Annotated in this window: 18 protein-coding genes, 2 pseudogenes and 1 riboswitch; of the genes and pseudogenes, 4 read left to right on the forward strand and 16 right to left on the reverse strand. The window is 38.8% G+C overall.

Going from position 1 to position 26452, the window contains the following annotated elements; translation table 11 throughout:
• Positions 1–31 precede the first annotated feature (31 nt).
• The 7 genes and pseudogenes from H3Z85_06305 to H3Z85_06335 form a co-directional block, all read right to left on the reverse strand.
• Positions 32–1147: a M36 family metallopeptidase gene (locus tag H3Z85_06305; GenBank protein ID QPQ53003.1), complete on the reverse strand. Its 1116-nt coding sequence runs from the start codon at positions 1145–1147 to the stop codon at positions 32–34.
• Complete coding sequence (locus H3Z85_06310; GenBank protein ID QPQ53004.1) at positions 1036–2583, reverse strand: M36 family metallopeptidase; 1548 nt, start codon at positions 2581–2583, stop codon at positions 1036–1038. Before H3Z85_06310 ends, H3Z85_06305 begins: the two co-directional genes overlap by 112 nt.
• Positions 2584–2706: 123 nt before the next feature.
• A complete protein-coding gene (locus H3Z85_06315) occupies positions 2707–5295 on the reverse strand; it encodes a T9SS-dependent M36 family metallopeptidase (GenBank protein QPQ53005.1) in 2589 nt (862 codons plus the stop codon).
• Between the two features lie 194 nt (positions 5296–5489).
• The gene (locus H3Z85_06320) at positions 5490–6188 is read right to left on the reverse strand and encodes a peptide chain release factor H (protein QPQ53006.1); all 699 of its coding nucleotides are present in this window, start codon (positions 6186–6188) and stop codon (positions 5490–5492) included.
• Between the two features lies 1 nt (position 6189).
• Positions 6190–6734, reverse strand: a pseudogene (locus H3Z85_06325) (hypothetical protein).
• Positions 6735–6950: 216 nt separating this feature from the next.
• Positions 6951–8342, reverse strand: a complete 1392-nt coding sequence (locus H3Z85_06330) for an RtcB family protein (protein QPQ53007.1) — start codon at positions 8340–8342, stop codon at positions 6951–6953.
• A 27-nt stretch (positions 8343–8369) separates the two neighbouring features.
• Positions 8370–9107, reverse strand: coding sequence for a hypothetical protein (locus H3Z85_06335; GenBank protein ID QPQ53008.1), 738 nt, complete (start codon positions 9105–9107; stop codon positions 8370–8372).
• Between the two features lie 439 nt (positions 9108–9546).
• Between H3Z85_06335 and H3Z85_06340 the strand changes: the two genes are divergently transcribed.
• A complete protein-coding gene (locus H3Z85_06340) occupies positions 9547–10392 on the forward strand; it encodes a hypothetical protein (GenBank protein ID QPQ53009.1) in 846 nt (281 codons plus the stop codon).
• 47 nt (positions 10393–10439) lie between these two features.
• On the opposite strand, the gene scpA is transcribed toward H3Z85_06340, so the two are convergent.
• Positions 10440–12572 carry a methylmalonyl-CoA mutase gene (scpA, locus tag H3Z85_06345; GenBank protein QPQ53010.1) on the reverse strand — a complete coding sequence of 711 codons (2133 nt, stop codon included), beginning with the start codon at positions 12570–12572 and terminating at the stop codon, positions 10440–10442.
• Between the two features lie 211 nt (positions 12573–12783).
• Here scpA and H3Z85_06350 point away from each other — a divergent pair, with 211 nt between their 5' ends.
• Positions 12784–13560 (forward strand): T9SS type A sorting domain-containing protein, encoded by a 777-nt coding sequence (locus tag H3Z85_06350; protein QPQ53011.1) that lies wholly within the window; start codon positions 12784–12786, stop codon positions 13558–13560.
• A 116-nt stretch (positions 13561–13676) separates the two neighbouring features.
• Here the strand turns inward: H3Z85_06350 and H3Z85_06355 are convergent, their stop codons facing one another.
• The 6 genes and pseudogenes from H3Z85_06355 to H3Z85_06380 all read right to left on the reverse strand — a co-directional run bounded on the left by H3Z85_06355 (position 13677) and on the right by H3Z85_06380 (position 23133).
• Positions 13677–15779, reverse strand: coding sequence for a S9 family peptidase (locus tag H3Z85_06355; protein QPQ53012.1), 2103 nt, complete (start codon positions 15777–15779; stop codon positions 13677–13679).
• An 85-nt stretch (positions 15780–15864) separates the two neighbouring features.
• On the reverse strand, positions 15865–16542 hold the full coding sequence (locus H3Z85_06360; GenBank protein QPQ53013.1) for a hypothetical protein: 678 nt from the start codon (positions 16540–16542) through the stop codon (positions 15865–15867).
• 74 nt (positions 16543–16616) lie between these two features.
• Positions 16617–17701 (reverse strand): annotated as a pseudogene (prfA, locus tag H3Z85_06365) (peptide chain release factor 1).
• Between the two features lie 139 nt (positions 17702–17840).
• Positions 17841–19139 carry an amino acid permease gene (locus H3Z85_06370; GenBank protein ID QPQ53014.1) on the reverse strand — a complete coding sequence of 433 codons (1299 nt, stop codon included), beginning with the start codon at positions 19137–19139 and terminating at the stop codon, positions 17841–17843.
• Positions 19140–19146: 7 nt separating this feature from the next.
• Positions 19147–21690 (reverse strand): TonB-dependent receptor, encoded by a 2544-nt coding sequence (locus H3Z85_06375; GenBank protein QPQ53015.1) that lies wholly within the window; start codon positions 21688–21690, stop codon positions 19147–19149.
• A 95-nt stretch (positions 21691–21785) separates the two neighbouring features.
• Positions 21786–21891: riboswitch (SAM riboswitch) on the reverse strand.
• 222 nt (positions 21892–22113) lie between these two features.
• Complete coding sequence (locus H3Z85_06380) at positions 22114–23133, reverse strand: T9SS type A sorting domain-containing protein (GenBank protein QPQ53016.1); 1020 nt, start codon at positions 23131–23133, stop codon at positions 22114–22116.
• A 159-nt stretch (positions 23134–23292) separates the two neighbouring features.
• Here H3Z85_06380 and H3Z85_06385 point away from each other — a divergent pair, with 159 nt between their 5' ends.
• A complete protein-coding gene (locus H3Z85_06385; protein ID QPQ53017.1) occupies positions 23293–23844 on the forward strand; it encodes a hypothetical protein in 552 nt (183 codons plus the stop codon).
• Positions 23828–24154, forward strand: coding sequence for a helix-turn-helix transcriptional regulator (locus tag H3Z85_06390; protein QPQ53018.1), 327 nt, complete (start codon positions 23828–23830; stop codon positions 24152–24154). The genes H3Z85_06385 and H3Z85_06390 overlap by 17 nt, the downstream gene beginning before the upstream one ends.
• A gap of 95 nt (positions 24155–24249) precedes the next feature.
• On the opposite strand, the gene H3Z85_06395 is transcribed toward H3Z85_06390, so the two are convergent.
• Entirely contained in the window at positions 24250–24534 is a 285-nt protein-coding gene (locus tag H3Z85_06395; GenBank protein QPQ53019.1) for a hypothetical protein, read from the reverse strand.
• Between the two features lie 181 nt (positions 24535–24715).
• The gene (locus tag H3Z85_06400; GenBank protein ID QPQ53020.1) at positions 24716–26323 is read right to left on the reverse strand and encodes a fumarate hydratase; all 1608 of its coding nucleotides are present in this window, start codon (positions 26321–26323) and stop codon (positions 24716–24718) included.
• Positions 26324–26452: the final 129 nt, after the last annotated feature.

Raw genomic sequence — 26452 nt, forward strand, 5'->3', positions numbered from 1 at the left:
AGCTTATTTTTTGTTTTATTCATTATCTCATTTATCGTACGATCAATTTCTCAACCTGAGTTTTATCTCCCTGTTGGATATGAACCATATATACTCCTTTCTGGAATCCGTTGGTGGAAATTGCTTTCTTAGAACCGGCTTCCCTTGAATCGGTAAGTACTAATTTCCCTGACATATCAAACATTCTTATTTTAACTTCTTTTGAGGATTTATCGATATTTCCTACGAAGAATTCGTCATAAGTAGGGTTCGGGAAAACAACAAATTTATGATCTAAAGTCTTAAGATCTTGAGTTGCAAGTGTTCCGCATTCCGTCGGAACAGTGAAGTCCTGCACCTGATCGTTAAGGGCCGTACTACTTCCTGCAGAAGCATTTACGCCAAGACCTCTCTTAGCAAAAGCAGCCCAGATCATACACTTGTCTCCGCCAGCATTTCCAAGAGCATCAGCTTGAAGAAGGCCATCTCTTCCATCAATAAATGACGGATTACAGCTTTGTAATTTTAATCCATCTACTACTAATTGTAACACTTTAGCATTTCCGGAAGTATTGCTTGCTGTAACATCACTGTTGTATCCATATTTTTCTATATACTTCCAGGTAAGATCCCAGAGCATAGTAGCCCATACAAAACCTATAGAGTGGGATTCATTCATTGAATTGGTACTTCCATAGGTGAAACTATTGACTCCAAAATCAGGAGAGTATTTTGCAGGTCTGATCCCAACACCTGTAGTGGGCTCCCCGTTGGTATAGGTTCCCATACCTCTGGCTAAAGCAGACGTATCACCTGGTCTTGTTGTAAGCATCAGGGCAAAATAATCTGACCAGCCTTCGCCCATCTGCTCTGCTGAATTTAGACAATCATACCCTTGACCTGTTAATCTATTTGAAATGCCATGTCCGTATTCATGGGCTACAATTCCATTATCTAAACTTGAATGTTTAAAACCGCTATAATCGAAATCTAATGTGACATTCACTGCTCCTGCTGTGGCCTGCGCTACAAGATATTCTCCTTCAGCTTTTCCCATCATAAGAGAAGGGATCGTGATTCCTGTAACCGCATTGTCCCTTCCCATAGAAATAGGATCGGCATTAACAGGATCATAGAGAATAGCTCCGATTGCTCCTGCTTCCTGCATTTTTTTACTTTACTAGCAAAGCTGCAAGTTCCTCTTTTAGCAAGACCTATCTTCCCAGCCATACTTCCTGCAGCAATTGCAGTACAGGCATCGTCAGGTATTGCCACCATGATATTTCCTGTTACGGGAGGACCTCCCAATAAGAGAGAACCGAATGCCGCTCCGCCGGTAACTACTTTAGGCCTGCCTACCATAGATGAGGGGGAATTGTATTGATATCTGGAAATAGGATCTGCTGCACTTTGAGCTCTATCCCAGAGATACATTTGCATTCTCGGTGCTGCAAGATAGGTCTGACCGGAAATAACGACTTCATATCCTGAACTGAAATTGGCATTATTTAAACCACTTCCGTCAAATGCTTCCGCTCTTACGGCATCACCCTGCATTCCTCCTTTTCCGAAATTGTTGGTCTGATAATTCCTTGCTGGTTCGTTAAACCCGAATTTATAGAATATATCATGCATTTTATTATTCATATAAAATAATTGGGTTACTGCCGCATCTCTGTAGGTTAGTGGGTTTTCATATCTTCCGTCTGCAAAAGGAAAATTAAAGCTAAGACCACTTCCTCCATCTGGCGAATATCCTGCAGTATTGGTATTATTCTGGTCTGAATAGGCATAAACATTATTCCCTCTTGTATTCGTATAGTTATTGGTACCATCCGAATGCCATCCTTCCGGAGATGCTGCTATATCCCATGGGTTATTTACTATCGAACGAGCTCCGAATGTAGGTGCTTCTACAGGCAACGCAAAAACATTGTAGGATGCATTAGTAGGTGCAAGCCAATTCATGAATGTATTCTGATCAGCATTTGAATCTCTTTTTACCAATTCAACGTTTTGCAGATGTGAGTCTGTGTTACCTTCAAATTTACAGCTGATTGTCATATTGCTTTTGCTCAATACTTCACCAGTCTCTGCATCAGCAACAACATGCCAGATATCTGACGAGCTTTTATCTGATACAAACAATTCTTTTGATAAAACATGTACTCCATTCTTTTCAAAATAGACATTAGGAAGATAGTCTATATTTGCAATATTCTCTAATCCAAGTCTTTGTTTCAATGCATCTTCGGAAAATCTCTCCTGTACCTTTTTTTGTAGAGCGACTGTTATATTTTTGCTAAAATCATTATTTTCAGAGATGATCTTATCTCCCTTAATGATTACTTTTCCCAGTGCATTATAAACTCTCAAGCCATCATACGTTTGTTGCACATTAACAACATTGGCTCCTAAACTTTCGGATGGATCTTCATTCAAAATGATAAATCCACTTTTATTATTAGCATTATTTTTTTGGATTAATTGTCCCTTGTTTTGATAATAGTCCTGAATTAATTTTGTTGAATTCTGAGCATTAAGTTGTGTAAAGCAAAAGAACACCGCCACAGACATTGGCAATAAAGATAGTTTTTTATTCATACAATCACTTTTTATCAAACAAATCTATAAATTATTTATAATATTTGCTTCTTTTTTCTGAAATATTACAAAAAAAGAAAACAGAATATGTTTTCCTTTTTTATAGTTATAGTGGTTTGAAATTTATCGTACGATCAATTTCTCAACCTGAGTTTTATCTCCCTGTTGGATATGAACCATATATACTCCTTTCTGGAATCCGTTGGTAGAAATTGCTTTCTTAGAATCGGCTTCCCTTGAATCGGTAAGTACTAATTTCCCTGACATATCAAACATTCTTATTTTAACTTCTTTTGAGGATTTATCGATATTTCCTACGAAAAATTCGTCATAAGTAGGAATTGGAAATATGATAAATTTAGTCTCTGCCATTTTGCTGTCCTGAACTGCTAAAGTTGTATTACATTCTTGAGGAACTGTAAAGTCTTCAACCTGGTCATTTGCCACTGTTTTAACACCTGCTGAAGCGCCTACTCCCAATCCTCTTTTTGCAAATGCGTTCCAAATCATACATTTATCTGCGCCTCCGTTTCCAACGGCATCTGCCTGAAGAATAGCATCTCTTCCGTCAATAAATGTCGGGCTGCAAGCCTGTAATTTAAGACCATCCATCACAATCTGAAGTGCTTTGGCATTTCCTGATGCAGGGCTTGCCAAAACATCACTATTATACCCGTACTTTTCAATATACTTCCAGGTAAGGTCCCAAAGCATCGTAGCCCAGATAAATCCGACTCCGTGCGGGATCACTGCAGTATTCGTTTTGGCATACGTATAATCATTTACTCCAAAATCAGGAGAATATTTAGCCGGTCTGATCCCTACTCCGGTCACAGGTTGTCCTTTTGGATAGGTACCTACTCCTCTTGCAAGAGCAGAGGTATCACCAGGTCTTGTGGTAATCATCAGAGCAAAATAGTCGGACCAGCCTTCACCCATTTGTTCTGTTGTATTGGTTGCAGAAAGACAGCTATATCCTTGTCCCGTAAGTCTGTTTGAAATTCCGTGCCCATATTCATGAGCGATAATTCCATTATCAAAACTTGAATGTTTGAAGCCACTGTAATCAAAATTCAATGTGACATTCACGGGACCGTTGTTCAACTCTGCGACCATAAATTCGCCTTCTGTTTTACCAATATTGATGGATGGAATGGTTACCTGGCTTCCGGAATTTCCTGCACCCATACCTACAGGGGCATCAACAGCAGGCCTGTAAACAATTACTCCTATAGCACCGGCATTTTGCGCATTGAGTACTTTAAGTCCATATTCACAGCTCGTGCTTGTTATCAGAGCTATTTTATTGGTAAGACTTCCTGCTGCCGGCGCAGTACAAGCATCAGCAGGCACAGAAACGACAAGATCACCCGTAACGGCAGGGCCAAAAATAGGACCGAATGAAGCACCGGCGGTTAAGGCCTTAGGTCTGTTTACAATGGTTGCGGGAGCGTTATATTGGTATCTTACAATTGGATCATCTGCTGTTTGTGTTCTGTCATACAGATACATTTGCATTCTTGGTGCTGAGACCTGAATTTGCCCCGAAGTAGTTACTCTTTCATATCCGGAGCTAAAATTGGCATTATTCAGACCACTTCCGTCAAACGCTTCAGCTCTTACTGCATCACCTCCAATTCCTCCATTGGCAAAGTTATTGGTCTGAAAATTCCTTGCCGCCTCAGTGAATCCAAACTTATAGAATATGTCATGCATTTTATTGTTCATATAAAACAAATTGGTAACGGCGGCATCTCTATAGGTAAACGGATTGGCATATCTGTCATCCGCGAAAGGAAAATTAAAGTTCAGAACACTTCCTCCGTCCGGTGAATATCCGGGAGTATTGGCATTATCCTGATCAGAATAGGCATATACATTATTTCCTCTTGTATTGGTATAGCTATTGGTGCCATCCGAATGCCATCCTTCGGGGGAAGCTACCAGGTCCCAAGGATTATTGACAATGCTACGATTTCCAAATGTTGGTGCCTCTATAGGAAGTGGAAAAATATTATAGGAAGCATTGGAAGGTACGAGCAGATTACCTGCTGTACTATTAATCGTCTCCTTAAAATTGATTGGTTGATCTACCATATTTTGAGATTCCTGAATCTCCCCAGATTTTTCGACTGAATCTGAGGTATGATCAAAATGGCAGCTCAATGTCATATTATCTTTATTGAGAATTTCTCCCGAACCGGCATCCAATATAATATGCCATACATCTGAAGAGTTTCCGTCTGATACAAAAATTTCTTTGGAAAGAACATATACTCCATTTTTTTCAAAATAGACATCAGAAGCGTAATCGGCACTTGCAATTTTTGTTAATCCCAGTTGTTGCTTCAGAAAACTTTCCGAAAATTTTTGTTCTTTTTGAAGAGCATTAGCAATCACTACATCTCTGCTGAAATCATTTTTTTCAGAAATAATCTTATCTCCTTTAATGATTACTTTTCCTAAAGCATTATAAAGCTTCAGTCCGTTGTAGGTTTGTTGTACATTAACAATATTGGCGCCCAGGCTTTTGGAAGGATCCTCGTTTAAAATGACCACGCCCACTTTGTCATTGCTGCCATTTTTTTGCGTTAGTTTCCCACTTTTTTGGTAATAATCCTGAATCAATTTTGTAGAATTCTGTGCATTTACCTGACCAAAGGCAAAAAACGCCGCTACAGAAATTGGCAGTAAAAATAATTTTTTATTCATATAATCGCTTTTTATTCGATAAATCTATGAATTATTTATACCATTTCAAACAATTGTATGAATTTTATAAAAAATAAAATTTTACCGTTTGCTCTTTTTCTTCTTGTCTGTAATAACTGACTCGCTTAGCCATTTTTACAAAGGTTCAAAAGCGCGGTTATATTTCTTCTTTTTTCAGACAAGAGTATTTCTTTTTAATTAGGGTCACGGCTATATTTTTTTAATTCATTTCTTAGGGTACATCTCTTTTTTTTAAAGGATTTGTCTTCATAATTTTTTTTAAAATCTGTTCCGGAAAATGTCCGTACAGGGCTTCCACGCTGCACCTGTATCTGAAGTGTCCAGGTTTCTCTCATTTTCTTTTCCAATTGCTGAACGTGCATTGCCATCACTTTTTCTTTCAGCCGGACCACAGAAAGTTTTTTATTCTCCAACTGTGATCGTGAATCCTGTACAAATACAGATTGTCTGCTTGGAATATGGGTAGCCCTCACTGCGGTATTGACTTTGTTTACATTCTGCCCTCCACTACCCTGGCTTCTTGCCGTCTGGAACTTAATATCTCTTTCCCTGAAATCTATCTTTTCAGGATTTTCCAATTCAAAGACCCCAATAAACCAGTTGCTTCTTTTGTGCAGTTTTCTGAAGGTACTCTTCCCTACCCAACAAATGCTTCCCACCCAGTTTTTTAAAAAAAGGGATAGTTCTTCTCCTTTTAAGAGAAGAGTTACGGATTTCAACGTCAGGTTTTCATCGCCGTTTTCACGATGGATGATTTCGTAGTCTATCTTATTTTGTATTGCTTCTTCAAGAAAAGTTTTCAGCACTTTGGCAACAACCCACTGACATTCTAAAGGTCCTCTTCCGGAAGTTATCTGTATTAATTTTTCCATGTTATTTTGGTATTTCGCTTAATCTGGGATGTCCTAAAGGATCAATTCCCTTTTGTAATAAATCTTTTGCAGCCATTACTGCCCAACATCTGTCACTGGAATGGATATTTCTGTAAAAGGAAAGCAGCAGCTCAGGTTCCACGATTGTGAACCCATTCGATTCTACCGTTTCCAGGTCATTTCTTTCAAAAAAATCGATGGTAATTCTGTGAAATTTTTCGTTTTCCAGTTCTACTGTTTTCTCATACCTGCGGAAGTTTTCCTGACTTGGTAAATGATCGTAGCGGGTCCATACTTTCTGAAATCCTTCATTCTGCAGGATCATTACAACCTCAGCTACGTTTTTCTTTTTACAAAAACATCGATATCCTTGTGATCGTGAGCATGCTTATATTCTGTGTGCCCAGGTTCTGACATAAAATGCCAGGCCCATCCTCCTGATATGATAACTTTATTTTTAAGTTTATTTAAAATTTCAAGACCCAGCAGGATTCTGAATTCCGGCCATAGTTCTCCATATCTTTTTATGTTATGTGGTGCTCCCATTGCTTTGTTTTTTTAAGTGATAAGGCAGGCATCTGATTATTTCCTGATTATCATAATCTGTTTATCGTCTTTTTTGTATTGTTATTAAAACCTAACAGGTTTTTGAAACCTGTTAGATTTAGCCCCGATTGCAGCATTTGTCTGAGCTCATTTTTCTTTTGCAAAAGAAAAATAGCGAGTGCGGAAAGCGGGATTAAGCTCCTGAATAGCCAAAAGCTATCGGTCCATTCTTACAATTCTCGGTTGAAATGTTCCCAGAATATCTACCAGCTCGCTTTGTGCGTTCATCACTTCATGAATGTTTTTATAGGCCATCGGTGCTTCTTCTGCATTTCCACCCATTAAGGTAACGTTCTTGAGTTTCAACTCTTTTTTGATATCGTTTTGGGTGAAAAGACTTCTGCATTCTCCTCTTGAATGGGCTCTTCCCGCACCGTGTGAAGCAGAATTCAAAGACTCCGGGTTTCCTTTTCCGCGGACGATAAATCCTTTTTCGGTCATTGATCCGGGAATCATTCCCAATTCATTTTCGTTGGCAGGAGTGGCTCCTTTTCTGTGAACAATAACTTCTTTTCCGTTGTGAATTTCCTTCCATGCAAAATTATGATGGTTCTCAATCCTGGCTTTCACTCTACCGCCGACGGCTTTCACCAATCTTCTGTGGATGTCGTCATGGCAGGCGGAAGCATAGTCTCCGGCGAGGTTCATGGCAGTCCAGTATTCCAATCCGAGGTGTGTACTGAGGTCAAGCCAGGCAAACTGTTGTGCTTCTTTGGGTAGAGGGCATTGGTCTGCAGCTACTCTTGAATAATACTGGGCAATCTCTGCTCCCAATCCTCTGGAACCGCTATGAGAAAGTATTCCCAGATATTTTCCTTTGGGAAGGCCGATCTGGTCTTCTTCTTCAGTGATTTCCACTTCCCCGAATTCTACGAAGTGATTTCCACCGCCGGAAGATCCCATTTGCTTGATGGCTTTACCTTTTAATCTTCTTAAAACCGGAATGAGATCAAAAGTATCCCTTTCGAAAATCTCATGGTCTATGTGAGACTTATGGGTCTCATACATTCCGAATTTTGTATGTTCTGCAAGGGCTTTTTCATATTTATCCCTTGCTCCGTTGAGATATGAAACCGGCGTATCCAAAATACTGAGGCTCATTCTGCAACCTATATCCATGCCTACTCCGTAAGGAATGACTGCATTTTCTACGGCAAGAACTCCTCCGATCGGAAGCCCATATCCGCTGTGGGCATCAGGCATTAAAGCGCCCTGTGTAGAAACCGGTAGTTTCAGTGCGGTGTACAGCTGGTTTTTTGCTTCTTCTGAAATATTGTTCCCAAAGATCTGAAATGAGGCGCGCTGTGAATTCAGCTGTCTTTTTTCTGTCTTTTTTGAAGAAAGCAATGTTTCTGCGATCTGCCCGAAGGTTAAGTCTTTTTCAAAATTCTCCGGATTAATCAGGATTTCTTTTAAAAGAGATTTTACGTGATGAATATTTTTGGTTGCAAAATTTCTTTTCATGACTTCCAAAGCAACATTTACACTTTGATTGTTCGGATAGCCTAGTTTTAATATATCTTTTCCTTTTAGTTTTAAATTTCCCATTTTTTTGGTTTTAAATAATAGTCGGACTTATACGTCCTGAAAGCATTCTGCAATCTCTTTTGCAGAAAGTGCGCAGGTAAAATATTTCCCGCTTCTGATAAGATGTACATCTTCTTTTTGTGATCTCCACCGGTATGATTTACCATAGATTTTTTTGTGGATAATCCCTACTGTTTTATGCTGCTGCAGACAAGCTTCCAGCTCTGCAATTTCTTTTTCCATCTCAAAGTCTACAGGCTTATAGTGGGTAATCATATTGGGTCTTATCCTTAAGGTAAACCTCCATGGCTCAGTAAATTCGTAGTATACTTCGTTGCATTTCCGATAAGGGCAGTATTCTTCGTATTTCAGGAAATATTGTCTTTCCCTTGCTGTAAGTCCCAGTTTCGGATCATTCCAGGACCAGGAAGAGATCGTCTTGAGCTTTTGTTCTTTTTCGACATATATTCTCCTCCCGAATTTCCTTTTCTTTTTGAGAAACTGGCGGCTTTCGGAGTACATCCAGGTATTGATTTTCCTTAGAATTTCTTCAAAAAATTCTCCATCTTTGGATCTCATGACGTCATCCCTGACGACAAAGAATCTTACAAATCCCCTTTGATAAGGACTATCTAAAGGAATCGGCGGAGTATTTCTCTTTATTTTCCAAAGTTCTTCACTACGTTTAAACTTTTTTCTGATCTGTTTTTCTACATCTTTTCTTTTTGTTCTTTTTCTGCTCCTCAGATTTCTTAAGCGAAGGGACAGAAGGTAATCATTTTCCATGTTAAGACACAGGATATCAGATACAAGACCAATAAATAAAGATCTGTTTTGTATCTTTTCCTTTTTTCAACTAAAATATTAGTTGATGCATTGACAATGACGGACATATATTGTTTTGAGATTAGACTCATCCAATTTTTTATCCTTTAACGACACTAAAAGATTTCGGGGAAACTTAAGTTTGAAATATTGCGCAATAAAAAAACCCGAAATCTATATGACTCCGGGTGTTGATATTTCTTTGTACTATTATTCTAAGACTGTACCAAACCACGAAGCCTTACCACGAAAAGTGGCAATCCAACTGTAGAATTCTGTTTATTTCTGAACATTGCTTCGTTGTTTTTAAATGGTTAAACTTGATTTTCAGGTGCAAATATATAACTATTTTTCAAATGTTCAATTTTTTAAATCTTATTTTTGTGAAAAAATTAATTTCATGCATAGACTTTTGTTAGGCTTACTTCCGCTATTGTTTATCGGGTGTAAGAAAGAATCCACAGCAAAAAAAGAAGAAGTAAAGGTGTTGGACAAGGCTTGTTATTCAACCGGTTTCATGAAAAAAATCCTTGATCTTGATGAAATGAAGGAACAGGCTAAATTTCTGGATTCTCTGACTAATGGGAAAAGCGGCATTGCCTTTTTAGTAGACAGTACAAAGGTTAATGGTATCTGGAACTATTCTATTTCTGCGGGATATAACGGACCTGACCGTTTTGAAACGTATCATATTTTTCGGGCTTCGGGTAATGAATGTGATCAGCTGGAAATTATGGAACCTGTTTCGGGAGATTATATATCTATTGAAAAATGGAGAAAGGCAAAGACTGAGCCTGCACATGAAAAATCCGGCTTACAAAAGGGAAAATACAGTTTGCCTTTAGAAAGTCTTCCAAGAGTAGATGTCAAGTTTATAGAAACCGATTTCTTACCGGAAGGTTCAGAACAATATACCTGTGGGGAACCCAAGTTCAGATATTTTCCGTTAACGCAGTATAAAGGGATGGAGCTTATTCTCGTTCCGATGGATTGCGGAGATTTTGATTACCGCTACTACCTGCTTACTGTAGTAAAAAACAGCATCATCGGTGAAGCTTATGTAGAAGGCATTTGGTTCGATCCTGGAAAGGATGATAAGAAAGAAGAGTTCAGCAGCTATGAAATCAGTAAAAGCGGTAAGGTGACCGTCACTACGGATCATACCTTAGATGGGGAGAGCCAAAGCATCACCAAAGCATATTACCAGATTTTAGATGACGGTAAAATTGTTGAAATCAAGAAATAAAAAAGCTGCTTCAAAATTGAAGCAGCTTTTTTTATGGTATTGCCTGTCTACTGATTGGAAGACTGGGCTAATAATCGTTCTAAAATCTCAACCGCACATTTCGGAAGGTTGGTTCCCGGACCGAAGATAAAGTCGGCACCGTTTGCATACAGGAATTCATAATCCTGTTGAGGAATAACTCCTCCAACAACGATGGCAACATCGTCAGCTCCCAGTTTCTTAAGTTCTCCCACGACCTGAGGAACCAGTGTTTTGTGTCCTGCAGCGAGTGAAGATACTCCCAAAATGTGAATATCATTTTCTACCGCCTGCTTGGCTACTTCTTCCGGAGTCTGGAACAATGGAGCAACATCTACATCAAATCCCATATCGGCAAATGCGGTAGCTACCACTTTCGCTCCTCTGTCATGCCCGTCCTGGCCCATTTTTGCGACCATGATCCTTGGACGTCGCCCTTCTTCTTCTTCAAATTTCTGAGTCAGATTAAGGGCTTTTTCAAAGTATTCGTTTTTACCTGCATTCATGGCATATACTCCAGAGATGGTTTTAATGTTTGCTTTATATCTTCCGAAGGTTTCTTCCATGGCATCGCTCATTTCACCAAGAGTAACTCTTCTTCTTGCTGCTTCAATACACAATGCCAATAGGTTTCCTTTTCCTGTTTTAGCACTTTCACGGATATCGTTTAAGATTTGTGCCACGGCTTCAGGATTTCTTTCAGCTTTGATGGATTCAAGTCTTTCGATCTGTTTCCTGCGGACTTCTGTGTTATCAATATCAAGGATCTCGATGGCATCCTGCTTTAATGATGACCTGAATGAATTGACTCCGATGATAAATTCTTCACCACTATCAATCTTTGCCTGTTTTTTGGCTGCGGCTTCTTCAATTCTCATTTTCGGAATTCCGGCTTCAATGGCTTTGGTCATTCCGCCTTCCTGCTCTACCTCATCGATGTAGCGCATTGCCTCTTCAATCATTTGTTGGGTAAGGCTTTCTACTAAATTGCTTCCTCCCATAGGATCTACCACATCACATATTCCGCTTTCCTGCTGAAGAATAATCTGGGTATTCCTGGCAATTTTGGCTGAGTAGTCTGTAGGCAGGGCAATTGCTTCATCCAATGCATTGGTATGCAGGGATTGTGTTCCGCCTAATGCTGAAGATAGGGCTTCAATAGCTGTTCTTGTGATATTATTGAAAGGTTCCTGTTCTGTCAGTGACCATCCTGAAGTCTGAGAATGGGTTCTTAATGCTAGAGATTTAGGATTCTGAGGGTTAAACTGCTTTAAAAGGGTCGCCCAGATATATCTTGCAGCACGCATTTTAGCAATTTCCATGAAGTGATTCATTCCGATCGCCCAGAAGAATGAAAGTCTGGGAGCGAAATCATCTACATTCATGCCTGCTTTTATCCCTGTTCTTACATATTCAAGACCGTCTGCCAAGGTATAGGCCATTTCCAATACGGGAGTGGCTCCTGCTTCCTGCATATGGTATCCTGAAATGGAAATGGAATTGAATTTCGGGATGTTCTGAGAAGTATATTCAAAAATATCTGCAATGATCTTCATGGAAGGTGCGGGCGGATAGATGTAGGTATTTCTTACCATGAACTCCTTCAGAATGTCGTTCTGTATGGTTCCGGAAAGCAATTCCTGCTTTACTCCCTGTTCTTCGGCAGCGACAATATAGAAAGACAAAATCGGAAGTACGGCACCGTTCATCGTCATGGAAACAGAAATCTGGTCCAAAGGAATTTCGTTGAAAAGGATCTTCATATCTTCAACGGAATCAATGGCTACTCCTGCTTTTCCAACGTCACCTACAACCCTTGTATGGTCAGAATCATATCCTCTGTGTGTAGCAAGGTCAAAAGCTACTGAGAGACCTTTCTGACCGGCAGCGAGATTTCTTCTGTAGAAAGCATTGGATTCTTCTGCCGTTGAGAAACCTGCGTACTGGCGGATTGTCCAGGGCTTTTGAACATACATGGTGGAATACGGTCCTCTCAGGTAAGGTTCAATTCCTGGAGAAGTCTGTGTTAATTCTTTATTTTTAACATCTACAGCTTTATAAGAAGATTTCAACTCCAATCCATCTTTTTCGAATGGATAAATTTCAGTTTCCTTTTCAGTGATGTTAAATTGAGGAGTTTTGTTCTGAACTTCCCGTCTCATACTTTCAGATTTATTAGATGGCTAAATTTAAGCATTTTTAGAATAATAAATAAGCATTGCTATTCTGATGATTACGTGAGTTTTAAATGATATTCTCTCAAAATTAAATTCTGTTTAAAAATCTCATCAAAAGGCAATTATCACATAGTTGTCCCTTATTTACAATATAAATTTCAGTACCTTTGTCACTGCAAACTATAAACTAAAAACCATGAAAAAATTACTATTTTCTGCTGTCGCATTAATGGCTGCAAACTTTGCTTTTGCACAATTAACTCTAGAACATTCGTTCACCAATGAAGATGCTTTCGTTTATTCCAGCCCCACAGAAACATTTTACGTTTCAAAGACCACTGATCATAAACTAAAGGTTTACAATTCGAGCTATACACTTTATAAGACAGTAACCGTTCCAATGCCAGCAGGTTTTAATCGGTTAGATTTTTATGGCGAAGCATTTTCAATATCAAAAAATATATTTAATACTGACAGTAAATTTGAGTTTATGGTAAGCATTTCTAATGATACTTATACTTCCTATAAACTAATATTAATTAATGAAGATGGAACATTGATCAAGGATTTCCATACAGATCCCAATAAATTGTACGATGGAGGCTTTAACGTTTTTCATGATGGTGCAACGAATACAAATAAGTTAATAGTTCATAGTGGGACAGCTTTCAATAATAGCAGTATTCCACTCACCGAAGTTTATTCTTTACCAACTTCGGTTTTGACAGCTAAAGAAATTCAGGCTGGGAGTCAATTATCTGCATTTCCTATTCCTACTAATAAAATACTAAATGTTGTAAATCCCGGAAGTGGTGCGAATAAAATTGAGGTTTTTGATGTCACCGGAAAATTGGTTCTCAACCAATCTTTTTCAGCTTCAGAAGGTAAGATTTCAGTTGATGTAGAAAGCCTTCCAAAGGGAATATATATTTATAAGATCGGGACTTTGAGCTCGAAGTTTACGAAGAATTAATCAATGCAGTGTTAATAAATAAACCCCTGGATGAATTTCATCCGGGGGTTTTATATGATCAATGTTTATCTATCAGTCTTCCTTCTTGATCAGACTAATTTTTATAGTGTTCTGAATTAAAGCTTTACACCCATTTCAAACAATGCAAAAGAAAGCAGATCCGCGTTTTCACCGATTACCTGATCAGTTGATCTTCCGGCTCCATGCCCTGCATTCTTCTCGATTCTTAATAAAATAGGATTTTTACATGCCTGTTTTTCCTGAAGCTCAGCACCGAATTTGAATGAGTGAGCGGGAACTACCCTGTCATCATGGTCGCTGGTGATAATCATGGTGGATGGATAGCAGGTTCCCGGCTTTACATTATGTACCGGAGAGTAAGATTTAAGATATTCAAACATTTCTTTGCTGTCTTCTGCTGTTCCGTAATCATATGACCAGCCCGCTCCGGCAGTAAATTTATTGTATCTCAACATATCCAGAACTCCAACTCCCGGAAAAGCTACTTTGGCAAGGTCCGGACGCATGGTCATTGTTGCTCCCACCAATAAACCTCCGTTTGATCTTCCCGAAAGGGCCATATATTCTTTTGATGTATACCCTTTACTTTGCAGATATTCACCTGCTGCGATAAAGTCTTCAAATACATTTTTCTTCTGTTGCTTTGTGCCCGCATCATGCCATTTTTTACCATACTCACCGCCACCACGGATGTTCGGAACGGCGTAGATACCACCGTTTTCCATCCAGATCGCATTGACTACTGAAAAAGAAGGTTGTAAGCTGATGTTGAAGCCTCCGTAAGAATAGAGGATCGTAGGATTTTTACCATTAAGCTTAGTTCCTTTTTTGTAGTTGATCATCATCGGAACTTTCGTACCGTCTTTGGATGTATAGAATACCTGTTCTGAAACATAATCGTCGGGATTAAATTTCACTTTGGGTTTCTGGTATACTTCAGAGGTACCGGAATCTACGTTGAATTTATAGGTTGTTCCCGGAGTGATATAGTTGCTGAAAGAGTAATAAACGTCTTTTTCTTTTTCTTTTCCTCCGAAACCTGAAATATTTCCTTTGCCCGGAAGCGTAATTTCTCTGATCAGCTTTCCTGTTTTATCAAACTGCTTCACCTGATCAATAGCATCCACCATATAGGTCGCAAAGAAATATCCACCACCTGACGAAATCCCCAACACATTATCTGTCTGTGGGATCACATCTTTCCAGGTCTCTGGAGCCGGATTAGCGATAGTCGTTTTTACAAGACGCATATTCGGGGCATCTTTGTCTGTTGAAATGAAAAGGGTATCTCCTTCTGTATCAACAATACCGGCATTGATATCGAATCCTTTTACAATTTGCACGAAGTCGCCACCTTTCTTTAAATCTTTGATATACAATTCATTTCCGTTGGTTGCATTGGCTGCAGAAATGATAAGATATCTCTGATCTTCGGAAACACTTGCTCCCAGGTATCTTCTCGGTGTTTTTTCGCCTCCGAAGATCAGTTTATCTTCAGATTGTTTGGTGCCCAGCTTATGGAAGTATACCTTATGCTTATCGGTCATCCCGGAAAGTACTGTCCCTTCTTTAGGTTTGTCATAGCTTGAGTAATAGAATCCTTCGTCACCCTGCCATGAGATTCCGCTGAATTTTACATCCAACAAGGTATCATCGATCTGTTTTTTAGTGATGGCATCAATGATAATGATCTTGTTCCAGTCGCTACCTCCTTCTGAGATAGAGTAAGCTGCCAGATTTCCTTTTTTATTGAAAGATAGATTAGAAAGCGATGTTGTTCCTTTTTCAGAGAATTTATTGGGATCTAAAAATACTTCGGTAGCTTTGGTTTTATTATGGGTTCTGTATAATACAGATTGGGCCTGTAGACCGTCATTTTTAGAATAATAGGTATAATCTCCTTCTTTAAAAGGGGCTGAAATCTTTTCATAATTCCAGATTTCTTTCAGCTGGTTTTTAATTTTATCTCTGAATGGAATTTTTGCAAGGTAATTCTGGCTGTACGCCACTTCTTCATCTACCCATTTCTTAGTGGCTTCAGAGTCGTTTTCAAGATCTCTGAAAGGATCCGCCACGGTGCTTCCAAAATACGTATCATTCTGGCTTCCTTTTACTGCTTTAGGATAATTCATTGTTTGAGAATAAAAAGACGCTGAAAACAGAACTCCAGCGGTTAATAACATAGGTTTAAAATTCATAGTAAACGGTTTTCTCAAAAATACGTAAAGTCTATGACATAAAAAAAGTCCCGAAAACCGGGACTTTAATGTATTTTATTTTCAATTATTCTTTCGTTCCAAAGCTATCAAAATAAAAATCGGTAAGATCGGTGACAATCTGGTCCGGACTTCCGTTCCAATAGTATATTTTATCTCCTTCTTTAAGCTCATAAAGGGTAAACTCCTGGTCTGTAGTCACCGTTTTATCTGCATTTTTAAAATCCTGGGCGGCCCCAACCAAATATTTTTTAAGATCATCTGCTTTTATTTTCTTGGGATCTCCTGCAGGTGAAGGTGTAAGTTTTGAAGGAACCAGGAAGCTTACTGAATAGCTGATTTCAGCAATTTTCTGATCTTCCACATATTCATTAGGAACAACTTTTACGTTTTTTACGGTAAGTTTTCCGGTTTTAAAATTCCCCAGCATTCCTTTGAAATAGTCTTCGGCTTCTTTTTTACAGGCAGCAGCAGTTGCTTTAGGAAAAGCAGCAAGGAAATTCTCCACACTTGACTTCATCATCTCGTCTGAGCTTTCTTTAAAGTTTACCTGATAAGCATTCTGCCCTTCTACGGTAGGTCTTAAATAATCATTCAGCTTGTTTAAAGAAGTTTCATCATTATTTACAAATGTTCCAAAGAAGAGTTCAAATGCCTCCTTAGGTTTTTTCACTTCTGTCTGGGCTGACACATACTGTCCCATCATGGTAAGAAATACCAATAAAATAATTCTGTAGTTTTTCATAGTTTATATTATTACATGATTTGAAAAAGAAAAGCCTCCGAAAAATCAGAGGCTTTATTATATTTTTAAAACTTTTAGTAGTTTTCTTCTTCTCCCTTCATTTTCTCTGCATTCTCTGCCATGATTACCGCGTCGATCATTTCAGAAATATCACCATTCATGTAAGCATCCAGATTATACATTGATTTGTTGATTCTGTGATCCGTTACTCTACCCTGAGGGTAGTTGTAGGTTTTGATCTTTGCAGAACGGTCTCCGGTAGAAACCATTGTCTTTCTTTGGGCTGCGATATCTCCCTGAACTTCCTGCAATTTGATATCGTATAACTTGGCACGAAGCATTTCCATTGCCAATTCACGGTTAGCCAGCTGGGAACGAGCCTGCTGACAAACGACTACAAGCCCTGAAGGTTTGTGCGTAAGCTGAACTTTCGTTTCAACCTTGTTTACGTTCTGCCCACCGGCACCTCCTGAACGTGAAGTCTGCATTTCAATATCGGCAGGGTTGATCTCTACGTCTACTTCTTCAGCTTCCGGTAATACTGCAATTGTAATAGCAGAAGTGTGAACTCTTCCCTGAGATTCTGTTTCTGGTACACGTTGTACACGGTGAACTCCTGACTCGAACTTCATGATTCCGTACACTCCTTCTCCTTCCACTTTCATAATCAATTCTTTGTAGCCTTTTGCAGCTTCATTAGAATCGGTTACTTCATGTCTCCATCCTTTCGTTTTGAAATACATGGTATACATTCTGTAGATATCTTCTACGAAAATAGCAGCTTCATCACCTCCGGTTCCGGCACGTAATTCCACAATAACGTTTTTATCATCTGCAGGATCCTTAGGAATCAACAATACTTTAAGCTCTTCCTCTAACCCCGGGATCTTAGATTGAGCTTCCAGTTTTTCTTCTTTAGCCAGATCTACAAGGTCTCTGTCTGAACCATCTGCAATGATTTCATCTGATTCTGCAATGGAATCCAAAGCTCCTTTATACTGATCATAAACCCTAACAATTTTTCCCAAATCACTATATTCTTTGTTCAAAGAAGAATATCTTTTTGGTCTGAAATAACATCAGGCTGTATAATAAGGTCTGCAACCTCATTATATCTTTGTTTTATAGCTTCTAATTTTGGAATTAATGATTTAGACATTGTGGAAATTTTGTGGGTGCAAAGATAAGGATTATTAATTCAAAATTAAAGCATAATTTTTTGAGCATTAGGGGTAAAATCATAAAAAGATGAACATAGAGATCTGTGTATTCATCATTTTATGTTTTCAGGACTCATTCTACACTCCTCCAGACAGTCTTCTGTCGATTAAGTACAGAATAATTCCTACCGCAATAATTCCGAGTCCAATCAGGCTTTCTTTAGGATTATGGATGAAAGTAAAATAAAGGATATACAAGCTGAAGAGTAAAAAAACCGTAGGAAAAATATAAAAAGTATTGGATTTAAATATTCTTCTGTGCTCTTTCTTCAGAAAAAAAACCGTTGAAATGGCAAGACTGGCAAACAACTGCAGAATAAATGCCGTGTATACAAAGATTTCTTTAAAACTTCCCGTTAGGATAATAACCGTGGCAATCACCGCATGGGCAAAAATAGCTCTCACCGGAATTCCTTTTTTATTGGATGCTGAAAGAGGTTTCCATAGGTAAGTGCTTTTTGCAAAGGCCTGTGTCAATCTTGAACCTACCCAAAGATAACCACTGATGGTGGCGATAAGCTGTAGTGCAATAAAAATATTAACAATCTTCCCGAAACTGGTGCCCAGCATATTGACAGCTGCTTCCCCCATGACATCTTCTTTTCCGGCCAATTGACTTACCGGAGCATGTTTCAGCATAATGTAATTGACCAAGAGATAGCTGACCGTGACAAAAACAGTTCCTATAATCAGGGATTTTGGAAGGTTTTTCTGAACATCCTTAATCTCTCCTGCAATATATGACGCCGAATTCCAGCCGGTATAAGAATAGGTTACAAAAACAAGAGAAGTAGCAAAAGCAGGAAGCATGATTTCATTTTTCCAGCTATCACTAAAATTTAAGCTGTTTCCTATTTCCGGTGATTCTGAAAGGCTCACCCCCACGATCACCAGAACAATAATGAAAGCTATTTTAATAAAAGTAAAAAAATTATGAAATCTGCTGGAGGTTTTTAAACTAAAAGACAAAGTAATCGCGACCAGAAAAATTGCAGCGATGGCAAATCCGTTTCCAAATGAATAGTCGAACACGGAAAGATATTTAGACATCGCGAGCGCAGCGAGTGCTACGGGTGAGGAAAATCCGATGATCAAAGAAATCCAGCTGATCAGATATCCGAACAGCGGATGGTAGGTTTCTTTAAGGTAAATAAAATCGCCACCGTTTCCTTTGAAATGAGATCCCAGTTCGGCATAGCAAAATGCACCGAATAAAGCCAGGATTCCTCCGATAATCCACAAGAGAAAAATGCTGTACGTGTTGGTAATATCCGATAACTGAAACCCAAGAGTGGTAAAAATACCGGTTCCGATCATGTTGGAAACAACAATGGCTGCCGCTGTTTTCCAGCCGATCTGATGTGAAGCAGTGCTCATGTAATGATTAAAAGTTAAAATTAAGTCTTCCAAAGAAATAGCTTCCCAAAGTTCCCATTTGAACCGGAGCATATTTAAACACACCATAATAGGAATTTTCATATATCTGAAGGTCAGGAAAGACATCAAAAACGTTATTGGCTCCTACAGTAAAATTGATATTTTTTGTAATATCATATCCTACACTAAAGTCTGTAATGATTTTGGGTGAAAATTCCTGAACGCCTCCAAAGGGGTAGCCATCTCTTATCACTTTGCCAAAATAGGTATTTCTTATGAGAAAACTGAATTTCCCGATGCCATAGTTTAAGCCTAAAGATGCTTTGGTTTTAGGAGATAAGGATTCTATAATATTGATTTGATCGGGCCCAAAAAATTCGTTTTGTGGAGTTCCGAGATTTTCCGGAAAATGGAAATCTGTAATTTTTGTTTCGGTATAGTTTCCGGCAAGGCTGATATTCAGGTTACCGCCTCCAAGCTTCCAGTCATAGGAAACGACCAAATCAAGTCCTTTGGTTTCGGTATCAACGGCATTGGTAAAAAACCTTCCGCTTTCCACTTCATTTCCTTTGCCTACAATATCAGGATCTGATAGTCTGGCATCGGTAATATTGCTTGTGATGACAATTCTGTCTTTCACTTTGATGAAATATCCATCTAGTGTAATAAACAATCCTTTAGCCGGTTTCAGGGTAAATCCCACACTTCCGTTTACAGATGTTTCCTGCTTTAATTGATCAAATCCGATAACCTGGGCAGCTTTACTGTCATTATTAAAGATCCCTTTCGTCACAATTCCTGAACCGGAGGTAGAAATATCGGCATAGGAATTATTAAAGTACTGCTGCTGAAGAGAAGGTGCTCTGAAGCCTGTTCCTACAGCCGCTCTTAAAGCATAATTTTTTACAAATTCATAGCGGACTGCCAGCTTACCATTTAAAGAATTTCCAAAATCGGAATAGTTTTCAAATCTGGCAGCAGCATCAATATTCAGTTTTTTATTAAAATCATAGGATACATCAGCATACACCGCTGTAGAGTGCCTGTCTTTTTTCAATGCATTTTTAGGTGAAAAACCGATGAAAGACTGGGATCCTCCTGCTCCGATTACCGTTGAGCCTTGGGTTACAATATTTCCATTAGTGTCATATTGTGCATAAGACGCCTCATCTCCCTGCCTTATCTGGTATTGCTCGAATCTGAATTCACCTCCAAAGGCAAGGTTAAAATGGTTAATGCTTTTAGAAACATCAAGATTAATGGTATTCTGAAGAAATTCATGCGCCCCGGCATAAAAACGTGTAGGAGATTTTGCTCCCAGCGAAGCATTGTTGGTATTGCTGATATTGTAGTTGAAGGTATTACTTCCTAACGTATTACTCAGGTCAATCAACCAGTTATTTACGGCATATTTTGCACCCACGGCATAGGATACATCATAAATCTGAGATCCTACTACCGCCTGAAAACCATTGGGATAAAGCGACGGAACCACATTAAAAGTTTCACTTGGAAGCCTTCTGAAGCCATAGCCTTTTCCTTCTTTAACACTAAAGCCTCCGAAAGAATATAATGTAAAATGATCACTAAAAGGATATTCAGCATTAAAAAACAGTTGTCCCTGTCTGATCTGTGCATCTCCGATCTGAAAATTGAAATCACTGCGTGACAATCCGTTTTTTGCGATTAAGGCATCATCATAAGCTCTTGAAATCTGACTTCCGGTCTCCGCAAAATCGTAGGCAAAAGAGTTGTTATAAACCCCTGTATCAACCGGACTAACATCAGGCAAAGAAATCCCATTAGCACTGATAGATCCATTAGTATTGACGATATTCAGGTTCGATTGATCATAAATAATCAGATCATGGTTCTGTGTTCTGGTTGTTTTCCCTCTGTGACTTAACTGCAGTGAAAGATTGATATAACCGTCCCTCTTTCCTAAAGAAGTTCCATAATTCGCTCCTGCCTGGTAAGTCTCCCCGTCATTCCTTCCACTTAAACCATAAGTAATACTGGCTGAAGCACCAGGATTTTTTTTCAGAATAATATTGATTACTCCGGCAATGGCATCTGATCCATATTGCGCTGCGGCTCCATCTCTCAGAACTTCTATCCTATCGATGGCAATAACCGGAATGGTACTTAAATCTGTTCCCACTGACCCGTTTCCTACTGTATTCTGATAATTTACCAGAGATGTGGTATGTCTCCTTTTTCCATTCACCAATACCAGTACCTGGTCTGGTCCCATGCCTCTCAAAGTCACAGGGTCAATATGCTCCGTACCGTCCGAAGCAGATTGTCTTACTGAATTAAATGAAGGAATCAGATAATTCATCAAATCCTGAACGGTGATCTGTGGGGATGCTTTTTGTATTTTTTCAATACTGATCACATCTACCGGAATCGGTGTCTCCAGTTTCGTTCTTTTAAGATTACGGTTTCCAACGATAATGATATCTTCGATTTGTTTTCCTTTTTCCTCCTGCTCCTGGGCAGCGACTCCTATGGTCCCAAGCAGTAATACCGCGATGCTTAATTTTTTCATCTTTGTTCTTGCCAATTAAATACTAACGTTCTGACGGAACCTTCCGCAGATACATAAGACTTCAAGAAATGGAATTCATATAAGAATATTGACTTCACTTATCTCCCCCATCGGGTTGGAATTAGCACCTTTACACTTCTGGAACCGTGCAGGTTGCTAAGGTTTCATTGGGCCAAATCCCTCCACCTTTCTTGATAAATCTAGTGCAAAAGTAGACTATTTTTTTCAATAGGCAAAAAATGAAGTTTTCAGACTTCGTATATTTTGTATTCTTTCTTTAATTATATGCTAAGGTTCCTTTACTTTCTTTAATTGGAAAAAAGACCCATGAAAATATCATGAGCCTTCTGATAAAGTAATTGTAATGAACTATATTTTAACCGAAGATCCGGCAAGAATATTAATAGTGCTTGTTTGAGAATATCATTCCTTTATGATTTTTTTAAAGACAGACTGCCCTCCTTTCAGCTTTAATTCCAGAATATACAATCCGTTAGGAAATGAAGACATATCAATTCGATGATCTGAAATTTTTATGTCTAATTTTTGTCCGGCAGCATTGACAGCACTTACATTTTCAATTGCTGTGTCGGTTTTTATGAGAAGAATTCCCTTTGTAGGATTGGGAGATACGCCTACTTGAATATTTTTTAATGGAGTATCTGAAGTACCTAAACCTGATACCGTTTTGATACATCTTACTGAAGCTCCCTGCCCCCTGGGTCCTCCTGATGAAGGATTGGCAATAGTTGCTCCTATGTAAAGGTATTTTCCGCCGGATCCGGAAGTATCTGAGCTCCAGAAATATCCTCTTTGTCCCACAAACGTAAAATCCCCATTACCAGATCCCCTGTATCCTCCTGCCGGCAGTTTCAGATGACTGTTGTAAGCTGTAGCCGGGTTTGTGATGTTTGCGGCACTCACCAACGATGCCCACTCTGCCTGTAAAGGCATTCTCCAGTCAACCGCTATTGCCTTACAAGGGTCTACACCTATAAAATCGCTGGCATCTTCTTTAGATTTCCCACTCCACTCATCAGTAGCAGCGAAGCCTGACCACCAGGCAGGAGAGCCTGCAATATAGGATCCTGTTGTAATACCTGACGGAGTATTGGGAGATGGCGGTGAAACAACAGGAGAATTTCTCAACTGGTGGCCATCATCCCATCTGCCCCACTGAAAAAGATCTCCGTAAGAATCCTGATCCGTAGCTGATGTTGCCACCTTATCACTACCAAGATTCTGCTGAAGCCATATTTTCCCATCCTCGCCTCTTACGGTAGTATAGACAACCTGCTGCCCTCTATAGGTAAAGGTGACACACCCTAAGTCGCCACTGTTGCCTCCGGGATCGGTATTATTACAGTTTTGCGGCAGAGTCTGGGCATGCAAGACATATCCTGTGAAAGCGATGGATGCTCCGATGCCAATTTTTTTTAACACAAAAAATAAATTTTCAAGCATATCTATTATTTTTATTTATTCTAAATTTAATTTAATTTTGCGCAAAAGTACCGTACATTCTTGATCCGGAGGTTATCATTTTCAAATTTTAGTTATCCTGTCCGGAGTTTATCGATTACGGTTGTAAAAATGGGTTGTATGAGAAACGGATTCGTATTTAAATCTAAGGATATGGAGATCATGATGAAGGAGGTGTCGGCGGTTGAAAATACTACCAAACCCTTTACCACTGAAAGTCAATCAGGTTTTAATTTGTTTTTCCTCCTCCATTCCAATATGAATCTAAAGGTTCATGAGGATAGCAGAGTATTTTTACTTAAGAAAAATCAATACATCCTGTACCATGAATCAGAAGAAAATACTACACTGATATGGCCGGAAGCAAAAGAAACTTTAAAATATTTTCATCTAAGACTCAGCTATCATCATATTACCAACCTGATCAATCCTGCATCCAATAGAGAAGGGGCCGAAATCCTGGACAAAATGATCCATAATAAATTCATCTTTCTTCATAAAGGAACACCGCCGGATATGACTGTTGAGATGCACATGATCATCAATGAGATGGTCCATTATTCTAAGGAAGGAATAGTGCAAAAATTATTTATGGAAGCTAAAGTTATTAAGCTTCTCATCCTGATTTTTGAGCAGTTCAGTGAAAAAAAAGGCAATGACCTCATCTTTTAAAACCCCTGAAATTGTTAAGAGATTTATTGACGAAAATTATCACAGAAATATAAAAGCTGAAGAAATCGCAGAGCTGGTAGGAATCAGTCAGAACAGGATCAGAAAAGAATTTAAGACACAATATCATACGACTATGGTCCACTATATTTCAGAATTACGCATGCTGAAAGCCAGGAAACTGATTACAGACAAAGAAATTATGATTAAAGAAATAGCTATAGAATGCGGGTATGAGTATCTTCAAAATTTTACCCGGGCATTTAAAAAGAAATTTGGGGTATCTCCGGAAAAACTCAGGAATAATACATAAGAAAAACCGCCTAAAAAAATTAAGCGGTTTTATATATGTTGTTTTGCTTTGATATTACTTTTTCAGAATTCAGGTGAAAAAGCAATGACAGTCAATTAATGATGATGTCCGTGATCGTGAATGAAAGGTCCGTTCCCTTTAGGCTGGTTATAAACAACCTCTACACCTTCTTGCTCTGTAATAAGCTTTCTTCTGATATCTTCAGGGTCGAAAGGCTTCACTTTTCCGAAGTACTCTTTCAAACCTTCAGTCAGCCACATAGGGATAACTAATCCGAAGAACATAAAAATACACCAGAATCCTACTAAAAACATAGTAATGAAAAATACAGTCCAAAGGAACTGGTAGAACGGCCAAAATGCTGATAAAATCGTTATCATTCTCTTAAAGATTTTAGGCAAAAATAGAACTTTTTTCTTTTTTACACAAAAGATCAGGGTTCTATTTTCTTATTTATTTTTATTTTAAACTAATATTCAGACGATGAGAAAATAGATTGATAGATAATAGATCGTTTATCTGTCATCTTTTCGACTATTATCTATCCGTCATTTTTATCTTTTAGTGGGCAAGATCTGCAAAGAAATCGTTTCCTTTATCGTCAGTTATAATGAATGCCGGGAAGTCTTTTACTTCAATTTTTCTTACGGCTTCCATTCCTAATTCCGGGAAATCCACAACATCTACGGACACAATATTATCTTTTGCAAGGATTGCAGCCGGCCCTCCGATTGATCCAAGATAAAACCCGCCATATTTATGACAAGCATCAGTCACATCTTTACTTCTGTTTCCTTTTGCAAGCATGATCATGCTTCCTCCATTACTCTGGAACTCATCCACATAGACATCCATTCTTCCGGCTGTCGTTGGTCCGAAACTTCCTGAAGCCATTCCTTCCGGTGTTTTTGCAGGTCCGGCATAATAGATCGGATGATTTTTGAAATACTCCGGCATCGGTTTTCCGCTATCAAGGATTTCTTTAATCTTAGCATGCGCAATATCTCTTGCAACGATAAGGGTTCCGTTTAATTTCAATCTTGTTTTGATCGGATATTTTGACAGCTCCGCCAGAATCTCAGGCATCGGCTTATTCAAATTGATTTCAACTGCTTCTTCAAGGTGTGGCGGAGTATCCGGTAAGAATCTCTTCGGATCCTGTTCCAGCTGCTCAAGGAAAATTCCTTCTTTTGTTATTTTACCTTTGATATTTCTATCTGCAGAACAGGAAACACCCATTCCTACAGGACAAGATGCAGCGTGACGCGGTAGTCTGATCACTCGCACATCGTGGGTAAGATATTTACCTCCGAACTGAGCACCAATGGCACTTTCCTGACAGATTTTCTGAACTTTAGCTTCCCATTCCAGGTCTCTGAACGCCTGTCCTGCTTCATTACCTTCTGTAGGAAGGTTATCATAGTATTTGGCGGAAGCTTTCTTTACAGCAGCAAGGTTTGCTTCTGCTGAGGTTCCACCGATTACCAAGGCCAGGTGATAAGGCGGACAAGCTGCTGTTCCAAGATCTGAAATTTTGTCTTTGATGAATTCCTCAAGGGATTTTTCGTTCAATAACGATTTAGTCTTTTGATATAAAAAGGTTTTGTTGGCAGAACCTCCTCCTTTTGTCAGGAATAAAAATTCATAGTAATCTCCTTTTTTAGCATAGATATCAATCTGAGCCGGAAGGTTTGATCCTGAGTTTTTCTCTTCAAACATTGTTAAAGGAACGACCTGAGAATATCTAAGGTTTCGTTTCTGATATGTATTGAAGATTCCACGGCTTAAAAATTCGCCATCATCTACTCCTGTATATACATTTTCACCTTTCTTTCCCATGACAATAGCAGTTCCTGTATCCTGGCAAGATGGAAGTGCTCCTTCAGCAGCTACTGCAGCATTTTGTAATAAGTTGTAGGCAACGAATCGGTCGTTATCGGTAGCTTCAGGATCATCAATAATTCTTCTAAGGCTTTCCAAGTGAGATGAGCGCAACATGAAAGATACGTCTGCCATAGCTTCTTCAGCTAATAATTCCAATCCTTTCGGATCAACGGTTAAGATTTCTCTGTCACCCAGTTTTTCAACCTTTACATAATCTGATGTAAGCTTTTTATACACCGTATCATCTTTCTGAATTGGATACGGATCCTGATATCTAAAGTCCATTCAATTTTTTGTTTGTGCAAAAATACGGCTTCCATTAAAAAAATATGAGTAAAATCAGTCATTTCCATTGATATTTATAATGATTATAAATTGCAAATTATTTCGTTTATCAGTAACTTTATAAAAATT

It is taken from the genome of Chryseobacterium indologenes, assembly GCA_016025055.1.
Taxonomy (GTDB): domain Bacteria; phylum Bacteroidota; class Bacteroidia; order Flavobacteriales; family Weeksellaceae; genus Chryseobacterium; species Chryseobacterium indologenes.

Bases quoted from the DNA above. Each gene is read 5' to 3' on its own strand.
- H3Z85_06305 (QPQ53003.1), bottom strand. From the start codon at position 1,147: ATGCAGGAAGCAGGAGCAATCGGAGCTATTCTCTATGATCCTGTTAAT.
- H3Z85_06310 (QPQ53004.1), bottom strand. From the start codon at position 2,583: ATGAATAAAAAACTATCTTTATTGCCAATGTCTGTGGCGGTGTTCTTT.
- H3Z85_06315 (QPQ53005.1), bottom strand. From the start codon at position 5,295: ATGAATAAAAAATTATTTTTACTGCCAATTTCTGTAGCGGCGTTTTTT.
- H3Z85_06320 (QPQ53006.1), bottom strand. From the start codon at position 6,188: ATGGAAAAATTAATACAGATAACTTCCGGAAGAGGACCTTTAGAATGT.
- H3Z85_06330 (QPQ53007.1), bottom strand. From the start codon at position 8,342: ATGGGAAATTTAAAACTAAAAGGAAAAGATATATTAAAACTAGGCTAT.
- H3Z85_06335 (QPQ53008.1), bottom strand. From the start codon at position 9,107: ATGGAAAATGATTACCTTCTGTCCCTTCGCTTAAGAAATCTGAGGAGC.
- H3Z85_06340 (QPQ53009.1), top strand. From the start codon at position 9,547: ATGCATAGACTTTTGTTAGGCTTACTTCCGCTATTGTTTATCGGGTGT.
- scpA (QPQ53010.1), bottom strand. From the start codon at position 12,572: ATGAGACGGGAAGTTCAGAACAAAACTCCTCAATTTAACATCACTGAA.
- H3Z85_06350 (QPQ53011.1), top strand. From the start codon at position 12,784: ATGAAAAAATTACTATTTTCTGCTGTCGCATTAATGGCTGCAAACTTT.
- H3Z85_06355 (QPQ53012.1), bottom strand. From the start codon at position 15,779: ATGAATTTTAAACCTATGTTATTAACCGCTGGAGTTCTGTTTTCAGCG.
- H3Z85_06360 (QPQ53013.1), bottom strand. From the start codon at position 16,542: ATGAAAAACTACAGAATTATTTTATTGGTATTTCTTACCATGATGGGA.
- H3Z85_06370 (QPQ53014.1), bottom strand. From the start codon at position 19,139: ATGAGCACTGCTTCACATCAGATCGGCTGGAAAACAGCGGCAGCCATT.
- H3Z85_06375 (QPQ53015.1), bottom strand. From the start codon at position 21,690: ATGAAAAAATTAAGCATCGCGGTATTACTGCTTGGGACCATAGGAGTC.
- H3Z85_06385 (QPQ53017.1), top strand. From the start codon at position 23,293: ATGAGAAACGGATTCGTATTTAAATCTAAGGATATGGAGATCATGATG.
- H3Z85_06390 (QPQ53018.1), top strand. From the start codon at position 23,828: ATGACCTCATCTTTTAAAACCCCTGAAATTGTTAAGAGATTTATTGAC.
- H3Z85_06395 (QPQ53019.1), bottom strand. From the start codon at position 24,534: ATGATAACGATTTTATCAGCATTTTGGCCGTTCTACCAGTTCCTTTGG.
- H3Z85_06400 (QPQ53020.1), bottom strand. From the start codon at position 26,323: ATGGACTTTAGATATCAGGATCCGTATCCAATTCAGAAAGATGATACG.